Raw genomic sequence first — 13,099 nt, 5'->3', positions numbered from 1 at the left:
AGAATACGGCATTGTCTCTACGGTATACGGGAATGGCAAGAAGATATAAGAAAACCTCCACGCACCCGGAAGAGGCCACTTACCCTTGCTGCATTCCTGCCCTGGGGGAGTTGGGTGACATACCGCCACGCGGAGGCAAAGACCAGTGTACACCATGCCCGGACCGAACCGCGTCACAGGCCACGTACAAGCCCAACGCAAGCCGTGCCACAGACAGCGTCACAGACAGTGCCACACGGAAATCGAACATCAAAAATGCCACGTCCCACATTAGAAACCCACGTTAAGGAGGGCGGACGGGTATGCTTGATGAGGAATCGCACACGAGTATTGTGTGTTTGTTTGAGTTCGGAAGGTTGTTCTTATGACTGAAGCGGTGGAGTATCCCGATCTGGTGGTCGTGGGCGCGGGCCTGTTCGGCCTGACCGTGGCCCAGCAGGCCGTGGAGCGTTTGGGCGTCAGGGTGGAGATCATCGACGTGCGCGACCACATCGGCGGCAACGCGTACAGCTACATGGACGAGGAGACCGGCGCGGAGATCCACAAGTACGGCGCCCACCTGTTCCACACGTCCAACAGGCGCGTGTGGGAGTACGTGAACAGGTTCACCTCGTTCACCTCCTACGTGCACCGCGTGTACGCCACGCACGACGGCGAGGTGTACCCCCTGCCGATCAACCTGGGCACGATCAACCAGTTCTTCCACGCGCGTTACACGCCGGCCGAGGCGAAGGCCCTGATCGACGGGCAGGCCGGCGAATTGGCGGGCACGGACCCCCAGAACCTCAACGACAAGGGCATTTCGCTGATCGGCCGCCCCCTGTACGAGGCGTTCATCAAGAACTACACGGGCAAGCAGTGGCAGACCGATCCGAAGGACCTGCCCGCGGGCATCATCAACCGCCTGCCGGTGCGCTTCAACTACGACAACCGCTATTTCAAGGACACGTGGGAAGGCCTGCCGACGGACGGCTACACCGCGTGGATGGAGCGCATGATCGACGACCCGCGCATCCACGTGACCCTGAAGACCGACTTCTTCGACGCCTCGCAGCCGTTCAACAGGAAGGCCCTGGCCGCGGCGGGCGTGCCGGTGGTGTACACGGGCCCGGTGGACCGCTACTTCGACTATTCGCTGGGCGAGCTCAAGTGGCGTACGGTCGACTTCAAAGAGGTGCGCTACGACGAGGGCGACCATTTCGGATGCCCGGTGATGAACTTCTCCGACGCCGACGTGCCGTACACGCGCGCGATCGAGTTCAAGAACTTCAACCCGGAACGCAGGGACTCGCAGAACCCGGACAGGACCGTGGTGTGGGAGGAGTACAGCCGTTTCGCCGAGCGCGGCGACGAACCGTACTATCCGATCAACACGGAGGCCGACAAGGCGCTGTACGCGAGGTACGAGGAGCTCGCGAAGGCCGAACCGCTCACGGTGTTCGGCGGCCGTCTGGGCACGTACAAGTACTACGACATGCATCAGGTGATCGACACCGCGCTGACCGCGTACGAGGAACAGGTCGAACCACTCCTCAAGAAGTGACGATACGCATCGTTTTCAAATCGTAATGAAGAATCCCCAACCCACCGTCGGTGGGTTGGGGATTCTTCATATCAGGCGAACCAAAAATCAGGCGCGCCACACATCCTTGCCGGCGGCCTTGGCGGCGGCAACATCGGCGTCAAGCTGAGCCTCATCGCCTTCGACGTCGCCCTTGATGAATTCCTCCACCAAGCGGCGAGCCTCGCCATCCTCATGCTGCACGGCCGGCGACTTCATGAAGTACGCGCTCGGAGCCAGAATCGGACCAGCCAGATGACGATCGAGCGCGATCTTGGCGGCGCGCACGGCGTCAATCACAATACCGGCGGAATTCGGGGAATCCCACACCTGCAGCTTGTATTCCAAGCTCAGCGGTACATCGCCGAACGTGGTGCCCTCAAGACGCACGAACGCGAACTTACGGTCGTCAAGCCATGCCACGTAATCGGACGGGCCGATATGCACATTGTGCGGGTCCATATCGTGCGGCACCACGGAGGTGACGGCGCGGGTCTTGGAAATCTTCTTGGACTCCAAACGCGAGCGCTGCAGCATGTTCATGAAGTCCATGTTGCCGCCCACATTGAGCTGGTACGTGCGGTCCAGGCGCACGCCACGGTCTTCAAACAGGCGGGCGAGCACGCGGTGCGTGATCGTGGCACCAACTTGGGACTTGATGTCGTCACCGACGATCGGCACGCCGGCGTCACGGAACTTCTGCGCCCATTCCGGATCGGAGGCGATGAACACCGGCAAGCAGTTCACGAACGCGCATCCGGCGTCCATGGCGGCTTGGGCGTACGCCTTGTCGGCCTGCTCGGAACCGACCGGCAGGTAGGAAACAAGCACGTCGACCTTCTTGTCACGCAGCACCTGGGCCACGTCGACCGGCTCGGCATCGGACTCTTCAATCATCTGACGGTAGTACTCGCCCAAACCATCGTTGGTCGGGCCGCGCAGCACCTCGACGCCCAAGTTCGGCACGTCGGCGAACTTGATCGTGTTGTTCTGCGACGCCTCGATGGCTTCAGACAAGTCCTTGCCGACCTTCAGCGCATCCACGTCGAACGCGGTGACGAATTCGATGTCGCGTACGCGGTATCCGCCGAAATTGTTATGCATCAGGCCGGGAATCTTATCCTCGTCCTTCGTGTCTTTGTAGTATTCAACGCCCTGCACCAGCGACGAAGCGCAATTGCCTACACCGGCGATAGCTACACGAATGCTCATCTGTAAACGGCTCCTCTGTTATATATGCGTTTCACAGGTACCAAGTTTCAAGCATACCTGCGAAACAGCGAAAAGGCACCTGAAAAACTGACAAAACCCTGAAAAACAGCCGATATTGAGGCAACGTCCTGCAAACTGTCGATTTGTAAAAGAGCTGCGCAAAAATGGCCCTACCAAAGCAAACGTGCCCCATTTCCACCTGATTTCTCAAGTCAATCAGCTACGGTGGAACCTATGGTTTCACACACACGAAGCGTAAGCTCACGCTCAAGAAGCGCCCGCAACGGTGGCGCCAGCAGCAATCGCAGCAACGCATCCCATAGCGCGCCCAAGCCGCAGAACCACGGATCGCACCGCGCCAACGGACCTAAGAAAAAGCAGAACAAGCGCAAGCATCTCGTACTGAAGTGGGTACTCGGCATCTTCGCGGCGCTGCTCGCGGCAGGAATCGGCCTGTTCGCCTACATGTATATCACCACGGAAATCCCTGAACCGGAGAAGTTCGCCCTCGCCGAAAAAACAACCGTCTACTATGCCGACGGCACTACGGAAATCGGCAGTTACGCGGAGCAAAACCGCGAAATCATCGACTGTGCGGTACTGCCTGATTACGTGGGCAACGCGATCGTCGCATCGGAAGACCGATCCTTCTACACCAACAAGGGCATCGACCTGTATGGCATCGCGCGAGCGCTGTATACGAACTTGACCACCGGCAGCAGGCAAGGTGGTTCGACTATCACCCAGCAGTATGCGGAACGATATTATCTGGGCGAAACCACGTCGTATTCCGGCAAGCTCAGGGAAGCGTTCCTGGCCATCAAGATCGCGCAGGCACAAGATAAAAGCCAGGTGCTTTGCAATTACATGAACACGATTTACCTTGGTCGTGGCGCGTATGGCATCCAGGCGGCGGCGAAGGCGTATTTCAACAAGAACGCCAGTGATCTGACCTTGTCGGAATCCGCCATGCTGGCAGGCATCATTCCTGCGCCGAGCTCATGGGATCCGGCCGTCAACCCTGAGCAGGCTGAAAAGCGATACGACCGCGTGCTCAACATCATGAGGGAAGATGGCTACATCACCGCCAAGGAAAAGAAGGAAGCGCAGTTCCCCGCCGTGGCGGAAATCCAGCAGAACAACCAGATGGCAGGCGCCAACGGGTATCTGCTGACCACGGTGAAGAACGAACTGGTCAATTCCAAGGCGTTCACCGCCGACGATTTGGAAACCGGCGGCTACAAGATTGTCACCACGCTTGACAAGGGCATGCAGGACGAGATCCAACAGGTCGGCGACACCCGGCCGGAAGGCATGCCGGAAAGCATTCAGGTGGGCGGCATTGCGGTCGATCAGAAGACCGGTTCCGTCAAGGCCATGTATGCGGGCAACGATTACCTCACCAAGCAGCTCAACAACGTCACACAGTCCACATTCGAGCCGGGCTCCACGATGAAGCCGTTCGGTCTGCTGGGAGCCGCTCAGGAGGGTGTGAATTTCAATACGTTGTTCAACGGTAATTCCGGCCTGACGTTTGAGACGACTCCAGGAACCACCGCGCAGGTACCGAACGCACTTAATACCAACTGGGGTTATATCAACCTCTATCAGGCGACCGCGAATTCAGTGAACACCGTGTTCATGGAGGTCAACAAGCATCTCGGCGCCGCGAATCTCGCCAAAATCGCGCATCAGGCGGGCATTGAGGGAGACATTGCCGAAGACACCACCTACAATATTCTGGGCATTAACGGCATTACCGTATGGGATCTGGCTCAGGGCCACTCCACCATTGCCAACGATGGAGTGAAAAACACGTTGCACATCGTCGACAAGGTGCTCACGTCCGATGGTTCGAAGGAACTGTACAAGACGGCGCAGGAGAACCAGCAGGTGTTCGAGGCGAACGACTGCCACTTGGTGCAGAAGGCCATGCAGGGCACCACCACGTACGGCACCGCGGCCGGTGTTTCAGCACGTCTCGGACGCCAGGTGGCCGGCAAGTCCGGCACCGCGAATGATGAGAAGGCCGCCTCATTCGTAGGCTATACGCCGCAGCTGCTCAATGTGTGGGCCATTTGGAATCCTGCGGAAGACGGCAGCGCGCAGGAAGTGCCACCGTTCGCAGGCTATGGCGTTTCCTCCACCGGCTACCCGTCGCATCTGTTTGAGGAGTTCATGTCGCTCGCCCTGCAGAATCAGGAGGTGCTGACCTTCACCGAGCCGACCGACAACGGCAAGATCGGCGGCCCGGACGGCACGTGGGGCACCGGCGCGCAGAAGACCCAAACACGGCAGAGCCAAGAGGTGCCGAAGGTCGAGGAGAACACCGAGCAGACCACGCCTGATCCGACGCAGAACAGCGATCAGAACAGCAGCGGAGACGGAGACGGAGACGGAGAGAATTCCGACAACGGTAGCAACGGTGACGGCAGCGGGACCGGCGACGGCAGCGGCAGCGACGGCAGTGGCGCTGCAGGCGGAGCCGGTGGCTCCACTGGCAACGGAGACGGCACCTCCGGCGGAGGCCAGCCGAGCGGAGCCCAATAACCGACGTCTGCAAGCAAATTCGGCCGCTGTTGGCGGAATCACACGAAAAAGAATAGGAAAACAAAAAATCAAAACACAAAGGGCCTGTGACGCACTCGCCAACGAAGCACGTCACAGGCCCTTACTTCTATGAAAAGCGGAAACCCGCGGAAATCAGCGCTCGGAACGGTTGATGGCCGAAATAATGGCCTTCAGCGAGCTGGTGACGATGGACGTGTCGATGCCGACACCCCACACGATCCGCGGATCATCTTCCTCACCGATCTGGCATTCCACATAGGAAGCGGCCATGGCGTCGGTGCCGACGGACATGGTGTGCTCCACATAATCCATTACGGAAGCCTCAATGCCGAAATTGCTCAGCGCGTTCAGGAAAGCGGCAAGCGGGCCATTACCCATGCCGGAAACCTCACGCTCCACCGGCTCATCAACACCGACATTCATGCCACGGTCAAGGATCTTGGCCTTCAACACGGTATCAGAACCGTCTTCACCAGAAGAGACCGAAACCTTCAGCAGCTTCAGACGACCCCACTGTTCGAGGGATTCATCCTTGCTGTCGCCGACCACAGCGCCCGCGGCGGTGGCGCCAGACTCTTCAACCGGCAGATACTCGTCCTTGAACAGACGCCAAATATCTTCGTCCTTGACTTCCTTCTTGGTTGCATCGGCGTACGCCTGCACGACCTTGTCGAACTCGACCTGCAGGCGCTTCGGCAGATCAAGATTATGGTTGGTCTTCAGCAGGTAAGCCATACCGCCCTTGCCGGACTGAGAGTTCACGCGGATAATGGCCTCATACGTACGGCCGATATCCTTCGGATCGATCGGCAGATACGGCACCAGCCACACAAAGCTGTCAAGATCGGCGCCAGCGCGGTCGGCGGCCACCTGACGAGCCTCAAGACCCTTCTTAATGGCGTCCTGATGCGAGCCGGAGAACGCGGTGAACACGAAATTGCCGGCATACGGGTGACGCTCGGAAATCTTCAGCTGGTTGCAGTACTCAACCGTCTTGCGAATCTCAGGAACGTTGGAATAATCGATCTGCGGATCGATGCCCTGCGTGAGGAAGTTCAAACCAAGCGTAACCAAATCGACGTTGCCGGTGCGCTCGCCGTTGCCCAGCAGGCAACCCTCAACGCGATCGGCGCCGGCAAGCACGGCCAACTCGGTGGCGGCCACGCCCATGCCTTCATCGTTGTGCGGGTGCAGCGACAGCACTACGGCGTCGCGCGGCACCAGATTGTTCGACACGTATTCCACCTGATCGGCAAACACGTTCGGGGTGGTCATTTCCACCGTTGCCGGCAGATTGATAATCATCGGATGTTCCGGAGTCGGCTTGATCACATCGATCACCGCATTACACACCTCAACGGCGTACTCCGGCTCGGTGCCGGTGAAGGATTCCGGAGAATACTCGTAATACAGGTCGATACCCTCGGCCTCGCCCTCAAGCTCCTTGCACAGAGTGGCCGCGTCGGTAGCGAGCTTCTTGATGCCGGCCTTATCCTTACGGAACACGACCTCGCGCTGCAGCACGGACACGGAGTTATAGAAGTGCACGACGGCGCGCTTGGCCCCCTTCAAGCACTCGTAAGTCTTGCGAATCAGGTGCTCGCGAGCCTGCGTCAGCACCACGATCGTAACGTCGTCAGGAATGAGCTCACGCTCGATTAGCATGCGAATGAAATCGTAATCGGTTTCGGAAGCCGACGGGAAGCCGACCTCGATCTCCTTGAAGCCCAACGACACCAGCAGATTCCAGAAACGCAGCTTGCGCTCGGAATCCATCGGGTTGACGAGGGCCTGGTTGCCGTCACGAAGATCGACGGAACACCAACGCGGTGCACGCTGCAGTCGCTTGCCCGGCCACGTACGCTCCGGGTAATCAAACGGCACCTGCTTATCGTATGCGACGTACTTGTTGTACGGCATCTTGCTGGGCTTTTGCGGAGCTCCAATGTAACGCGCCGGAGGCAGCAGCGGGTCGTTGTTCCCTCCGTTGGACGCCGCGGCGACTGCCGCGAGATCAAACACTGACGATTGATCCTGACCCATCACTCCTCCTTATCTGTAAAGCTGGGCAGGCCTTCTGCCGGCCCACATTGTTACGTGCATGTTACCTACCTGCACTGCCGCCCATAGTAGCGGCAACCAATCCCATATATCGCCGGCATTCCGCCATATGACGGGCAGACCACGATTTTCGTCTCTTTTTCACCCCATATCCAGATTTCGCGCATTACAGTGAGCATCATGACCCTGCGATTCAACAGCGACGGCACCTTCCGTGTGCTGCAGATGGCCGATATTCAGGACGGACCGAACGTGCGTGAAGACACGATCCGTCTCATCGAAGCCGCCATTAAGAAAACGCACCCCGATCTGATCGTCTTCACCGGCGACCAGATTCGCGGATACGACCCCGCATACATCGACACGTTCCTGCGCCGCCGCGGAGAGCAGCCGGGCACGCACATACGCGCGGTCACCGAAATCGAAGCGAAAATCCACGGCATCAAACGCCATCCGCTCACCAAAGCGTTGCTCGAACAGCCCCCGACCGACGACAATTGGATGATTGACGGCATCGGCACCGACTCGCCGAAACTCGTGAAACGCAACAAGCGCGACGGGCGCGACGGATCCGCCAACAAGCTTGAATCATGGGCGCAATCCATCAATCGCGCGACCGCCGCGACCATACTCGACGGCACGCGGCAGAAAGTACGGGACACGTTCGCAGCATTCCTCGGACCTGCATTGGAAGCGCGAATCCCCTTCGCGGCAACCTACGGCAACCACGATTTCCAGTGTGGCATTCTCGCAGACGAGCAGGATGACATATACCGCGAGTTTTCCGGTTGCATGAACCCTGTCGCCGGTTCTTCTCCCTTGGCGCTCGAACCAGGCACGTTTGCGATTCCGATTGAAGCTTCCGACGGGTCGGGACGTATTGCGATGAGCGTGATGCTGGTGAATTCCGGCGATTATGCGGATAATGCGTTTGACGGCGATCGCAGCTTTTCCAACGATTGCGAGCATGCTGGAAATACTGGCAAACCCGGCAATACTGTTGGCAACACTGCCGGCGGACGAGAATCGCTGACATCCTATGCAAAGTATGCGTCGAATTCACGCGGCTGGGATTTGGCCGATTCCGACGGCTACGGCACACCTTCGCCGGAAGCGATCGAATGGCTGAAGCAAGTGCAACGCGAGCTGGGCGAGCGCAATGGTGACGGTTCGGCGGTTCCGGCGATCGCATTCCAGCATATTCCGCCGCAGGAGTTCTACGATTGCCTACGCGAAGTGCCCGCATACACGCCGAATGCGGTGGAGGGTGCGCGAACGTTCGCAGGGCATTGCTATGTGTTGGATCGTGACGTGTGCAGGCCTGGCTCAAGGCTTGGAGAGGCAATCGGATGCGCGGATGAAAACGTTGGCGAAGTGCAGGCGCTGCGCGATGCAGGCGGCTATTTCGCGCTGTTCTGCGGGCATGACCATAAGAATGCGTTCGTCGGGCATGTGCACGACATTGATCTTGGCTACGCGCCGACCTGCGGATTTGAATGCTACGGTCCGAAATCGCGACTGCGCGGCATTCGCCTGTTTGAATTCCGCGAAAACAATCCGGTCAGCTACGTGACGCGCATGCTCACGTGGGGAGACTTGGTCGGACGCTACTCCAGCAACGAATTACGCGTGTTTTTCGAAGACCATTGCGTGACCGATCTGATCGGTATCCGCAACGAATTGCGCCGCCCGCAGGTCACCGTCACACTGCTGGGCATCGGATCGGTGATGTGCGCCGCAGCCGGCCACGCCATCGCCAAACTGTTCAAGCGCTTCAAACGCTAGGTGGCCAACAGCCGAACCGGCGGATCAACGGGCTTTGCATGCCGCATATCGTCAGACAATCGCCAATCCGTGGAACGTAGAATATCAGCGGAAAATCAATGGAAATCCAAAAATCAATGGAACAGGCTGACGCCACGACGAGATACGCAAAATGCGTTGCCTAGCCATGTATGTCGGGAATTCGGCCACACCGCACCCAATCGCGGCGCGTTCTGACTCATCCAAATACTCGGCACACGACCATCCGCGGAACGCGATCCCAACAAATTAAAGCCGTTCTTCTCCAGCAACCATTCCGGATGCTGCGTGGCAATCGCAAGTCCCTCTTCTAACGTAAGCGGCAAACGCTCGTCGGAATCGATCAACTTGCGCGCCACATCGGGCTCGCGATTGATGTAGCAGGTGCCGGTATGCGGTTCGATCACCAGGTAGAACGGGCCTTCCGGAGGTTCGAAACCATCCTGCGGAAGGAAACTGGCGATATCGCGCGGCGGCATGGTGGTGAATCCTGCCATACGGTTGATGGAAGTACGGGCAATCAGGGATTCAGGAGACACCAGTTCGCGCGTAGGCACCAACAGAATCTGCGTGCCCAAATCGGAATCCTCCAGCGCACGGATGATCGGGCGTGCCAAAGCACGGAACGCGGCGGCCGACATATCGGCCACATCCGGATAGCCCAACGCCACGATACGGTCCAACTGCTTTTGCGCTTCTTCTGATGCCTTCGACATGGCTTCCAGTGTACGCGAGCGATACGTCCAAAGTGCGAAAAGCCTCGAAGCCCGTGCACCGGGACTTGTGCAGACGACGCATCAGCACGGACAATCAGGCCAACCGCGATGTCCTGTTACTCGTTACTGCAGCCATACCAATAGTGCACGTCATTCTGCCACACACAACAATCGCCAAACGCATACTCGGCGCAGACCAGCATACGGATAGGAGAACATGCTTGTTCCGCGGATTTCGTAAGATTAAACAACGCATGTGGCCGTCCACGAAGCCGTTTGGGGCCGGCTGGTCGACCTCAAGCGTGCAATCATACGAAACCGTTCCAGCATAAGCGAGAGGTTGTTATGTCCGAAAAGATTAAGGTCGGCATTCTCGGAGCTACGGGCATGGTCGGACAGCGCTTCGTCACGCTGCTCGAAAACCATCCGTGGTTCGAATTGGTCACCCTTGCCGCGTCCGCGCACAGCGCCGGCAAGACCTACGAAGAGGCCATCGGCGGTCGCTGGAAGATGGAAACGCCGATGCCGGAATTCGTGAAGAACATGGTCGTCAAGAACGTGGCCGATGTAGAAGACGTGGTCAAGAACGTCGATTTCGTGTTCTCCGCAGTAAACATGCCGAAGGCTGAGATTCGCGCCATCGAAGAGGAATACGCGAAGACCGAAACGCCGGTCGTGTCGAACAACAGCGCCCACCGTTGGACTCCGGACGTGCCGATGGTCGTGCCGGAAATCAATCCGGAGCATTATGAGGTGATCGAGCACCAGCGCAAGCGTCTCGGCACCACGCACGGCTTCATCGCCGTCAAGCCGAACTGCTCCATCCAGGCCTACACTCCGGCGCTCGCCGCTTGGAAGGAATTCGAGCCGCGCGAGGTTATCGTAAGCACCTACCAGGCCATTTCCGGCGCCGGCAAGACGTTCAACGACTGGCCTGAAATGATGGGCAACATCATTCCGTTCATCTCTGGCGAAGAGGAGAAGTCCGAGAAGGAACCGCTGAAGGTGTTCGGTCACGTCGATGAGGAAAAGGGCGAGATCGTGCCGTTCGACGGTGCGCTGAAGATCACGTCGCAGTGCATTCGCGTGCCCGTACTCAACGGTCACACCGCCACCGTGTTCATCAACTTCGGCAAGAATCCAACCAAGGAAGAGCTTGTCGATCGCCTGGTTAACTACACAAGCCAGGCTTCAGAGCTTGGCTTGCCGCATGCGCCGAAGCAGTTCATCCAATATCTGACCGACGATGATCGCCCGCAGGTCAAGAAGGACGTGGATTACGAGGGTGGCATGGGTGTTTCCATCGGCCGTCTGCGCGAGGATTCCATTTTCGACTGGAAGTTCGTTGGCTTGGCTCACAACACCCTGCGCGGTGCCGCCGGCGGTGCGCTGGAAAGCGCCGAAATGCTGAAGGCGCTCGGCTACATCACCAAGAAGTGATAACGATCTGCATATGTTCTGTAGTTACGCATGATCATGCATGATTGCACATTGTGATATCTGATTTCTGCAGAACATAATATTGCGGAGGATTGTTGATTATTCAGCAATCCTTCGCTTTTTTATTTGCAGATTATCTGCAAAAATATCTGTAAAACAGATATGGGAATAAAAAAGACTTGGCTGAGATGCTTAAGGCAATCCAGCCAAGTCTTTTTTCGATTGATATTACGTGCTATTGCGTCAGCGACCGGTACCGCCGTACACCACGGCTTCCACCTGCTCAGCGTCCAAGCCGTAGGCAGTGTGCAGCGCACGGACGGCGTCCTGCAGCTGCTCGAGCGGAACCAGCGCGGCGATGCGAATTTCGGACGTGGAAATCATCAGCACATTCACGCCTTCGTCGCTCAGCGCGTTGAAGAACTTGGCAGCCAGGCCGGAGTGGGTCTTCATACCCACGCCCACCACGGCCACCTTGCCCACGTTGGCGTCAATATCGAAGGACTGGTAACCCAGTTCGTCCTGCTTCTCCTGCAGCACTTCCCGCACCTTGGCCGCGGCGGAACCGGGCACGGTGAAGGAAATATCGGCGGTGCCGGTGGAAGCGGAGGCCTGCACGATCATGTCGACGTTCACGCCGGCCTCAGCCAGCAGCGTAAACACCTTGGCGGCCATGCCCGGCTCGTTCGGCACGCGGCGCACGGTGGCCAGCGATTCGGTGTTGTCGTGCGCGACGCCGGAAATGATCGGGACTTCCGGTCCAAGATCGGGGAACAGGTCACCCAAGGACTGGTTGTTGTTTTCGCTCATGTTCTTACCTTTGTTTGTAAAGTCTTGGCTTATTTTGCGTTTTCCTTGCGATTGCCTGCAATATCTTGCGATGCCTTGCGATTCTTTTCTTGCAAATCTCAGATATTCGGCAATATGCGCGGATCAACATCTTCCGGCACGATCAGCGTGCCGCGGCGGTGGGAGAAGGAGCTGCGCACATGCAACGGCATATTGAATCGCTGCGCGTATTCCACGCAACGCAGGGCAAGCACCTTGGAACCGCAGGACGACATTTCCAGCATCGACTCGTAGTCGATGACGGGAATACGACGTGCGGTCGGTACAATACGCGGATCGGCGGTGAACACGCCATCGACGTCGGTGTAGATCTCGCATACGTCGGCGTCCAGCGCCACGGCCAAAGCCACTGCGGAGGTATCGGATCCGCCTCGGCCGAGCGTGGTGGCGTCGCCACCCTCGTTCACGCCTTGGAAGCCGGCCACAATGGCCACGGAACCCTTGTCGAGCGCACGACGCACGCGTTCAGGCTTCACGGCCTTGATATGCGCAGTACCGAACTGGGCGTCGGTCATGAAACCAGCCTGGGATCCGGTGAAGGAGTAGGCGTGAGAGCCGGCCGCATGAATTGCCATTGCGAGCAAACTCATCGAAATACGCTCGCCTGCGGTCATCAGCATATCCATCTCGCGCGCCGGCGGGTTGGAGTCGATGCTGAGCGCCTGATCGATCAGGTCGTCGGTGGTGTCTCCCATTGCGGAGACCACCACGGCCACGTCATTGCCGGCGTTCTTCGTTTCGATGATGCGTCGGGCCACGCGCTTGATCGATTCTGGGTCGGCTACGGAAGAGCCGCCAAATTTCTGCACGATGAGAGCCACAACTTATCCAATCTTCTTCAATGTGTTGCCTGCCGACCATTCTAGGCAGGCTGGTCGATTATAGG

Annotated in this window: 9 protein-coding genes and 1 other RNA gene; 4 read left to right on the top strand and 6 right to left on the bottom strand. The window is 58.2% G+C overall.

Going from position 1 to position 13,099, the window contains the following annotated elements; all coding sequences use genetic code 11:
- Positions 1-45: 45 nt before the first annotated feature.
- Positions 46-142, bottom strand: an RNA gene (gene ffs, locus BBCT_RS08700) — signal recognition particle sRNA small type.
- A gap of 222 nt (positions 143-364) precedes the next feature.
- On the opposite strand from ffs, the gene glf reads away from it, so the two are divergent.
- A complete protein-coding gene (gene glf / locus BBCT_RS00715; protein WP_047750554.1) occupies positions 365-1,543 on the top strand; it encodes a UDP-galactopyranose mutase in 1,179 nt (392 codons plus the stop codon).
- Between the two features lie 87 nt (positions 1,544-1,630).
- Here glf and BBCT_RS00710 read toward each other — a convergent pair whose 3' ends face one another.
- The gene (locus BBCT_RS00710) at positions 1,631-2,773 is read right to left on the bottom strand and encodes an inositol-3-phosphate synthase (protein ID WP_003836712.1); all 1,143 of its coding nucleotides are present in this window, start codon (positions 2,771-2,773) and stop codon (positions 1,631-1,633) included.
- 234 nt (positions 2,774-3,007) lie between these two features.
- Between BBCT_RS00710 and BBCT_RS00705 the strand changes: the two genes are divergently transcribed.
- On the top strand, positions 3,008-5,323 hold the full coding sequence (locus BBCT_RS00705; RefSeq protein ID WP_003836715.1) for a transglycosylase domain-containing protein: 2,316 nt from the start codon (positions 3,008-3,010) through the stop codon (positions 5,321-5,323).
- 153 nt (positions 5,324-5,476) lie between these two features.
- Here BBCT_RS00705 and leuA read toward each other — a convergent pair whose 3' ends face one another.
- The gene (leuA, locus tag BBCT_RS00700) at positions 5,477-7,387 is read right to left on the bottom strand and encodes a 2-isopropylmalate synthase (protein WP_003836716.1); all 1,911 of its coding nucleotides are present in this window, start codon (positions 7,385-7,387) and stop codon (positions 5,477-5,479) included.
- 198 nt (positions 7,388-7,585) lie between these two features.
- Here leuA and BBCT_RS00695 point away from each other — a divergent pair, with 198 nt between their 5' ends.
- On the top strand, positions 7,586-9,190 hold the full coding sequence (locus BBCT_RS00695; RefSeq protein WP_003836717.1) for a metallophosphoesterase family protein: 1,605 nt from the start codon (positions 7,586-7,588) through the stop codon (positions 9,188-9,190).
- Positions 9,191-9,303: 113 nt separating this feature from the next.
- Here the strand turns inward: BBCT_RS00695 and BBCT_RS00690 are convergent, their stop codons facing one another.
- Positions 9,304-9,924, bottom strand: coding sequence for a DUF5701 family protein (locus BBCT_RS00690; protein WP_003836724.1), 621 nt, complete (start codon positions 9,922-9,924; stop codon positions 9,304-9,306).
- Positions 9,925-10,269: 345 nt separating this feature from the next.
- Between BBCT_RS00690 and asd the strand changes: the two genes are divergently transcribed.
- Positions 10,270-11,364 carry an aspartate-semialdehyde dehydrogenase gene (asd, locus tag BBCT_RS00685; RefSeq protein WP_003836728.1) on the top strand — a complete coding sequence of 365 codons (1,095 nt, stop codon included), beginning with the start codon at positions 10,270-10,272 and terminating at the stop codon, positions 11,362-11,364.
- Positions 11,365-11,607: 243 nt separating this feature from the next.
- On the opposite strand, the gene BBCT_RS00680 is transcribed toward asd, so the two are convergent.
- Positions 11,608-12,174, bottom strand: a complete 567-nt coding sequence (locus BBCT_RS00680) for an ACT domain-containing protein (RefSeq protein WP_003836730.1) — start codon at positions 12,172-12,174, stop codon at positions 11,608-11,610.
- Between the two features lie 98 nt (positions 12,175-12,272).
- Positions 12,273-13,034, bottom strand: coding sequence for an aspartate kinase (locus BBCT_RS00675; RefSeq protein WP_003836731.1), 762 nt, complete (start codon positions 13,032-13,034; stop codon positions 12,273-12,275).
- Positions 13,035-13,099: the final 65 nt, after the last annotated feature.

It is taken from the genome of Bifidobacterium catenulatum DSM 16992 = JCM 1194 = LMG 11043 (genome assembly GCF_001025195.1).
Classification (GTDB): Bacteria; Actinomycetota; Actinomycetes; order Actinomycetales; family Bifidobacteriaceae; genus Bifidobacterium; species Bifidobacterium catenulatum.
Note: the sequence above shows the minus strand (reverse complement) of the source record. Positions and strands in the feature narration are given on the sequence as shown.

Coding starts and splice junctions, on each gene's coding strand:
- glf (WP_047750554.1), top strand. CDS start 365: ATGACTGAAGCGGTGGAGTATCCCGATCTGGTGGTCGTGGGCGCGGGC.
- BBCT_RS00710 (WP_003836712.1), bottom strand. CDS start 2,773: ATGAGCATTCGTGTAGCTATCGCCGGTGTAGGCAATTGCGCTTCGTCG.
- BBCT_RS00705 (WP_003836715.1), top strand. CDS start 3,008: ATGGTTTCACACACACGAAGCGTAAGCTCACGCTCAAGAAGCGCCCGC.
- leuA (WP_003836716.1), bottom strand. CDS start 7,387: ATGGGTCAGGATCAATCGTCAGTGTTTGATCTCGCGGCAGTCGCCGCG.
- BBCT_RS00695 (WP_003836717.1), top strand. CDS start 7,586: ATGACCCTGCGATTCAACAGCGACGGCACCTTCCGTGTGCTGCAGATG.
- BBCT_RS00690 (WP_003836724.1), bottom strand. CDS start 9,924: ATGTCGAAGGCATCAGAAGAAGCGCAAAAGCAGTTGGACCGTATCGTG.
- asd (WP_003836728.1), top strand. CDS start 10,270: ATGTCCGAAAAGATTAAGGTCGGCATTCTCGGAGCTACGGGCATGGTC.
- BBCT_RS00680 (WP_003836730.1), bottom strand. CDS start 12,174: ATGAGCGAAAACAACAACCAGTCCTTGGGTGACCTGTTCCCCGATCTT.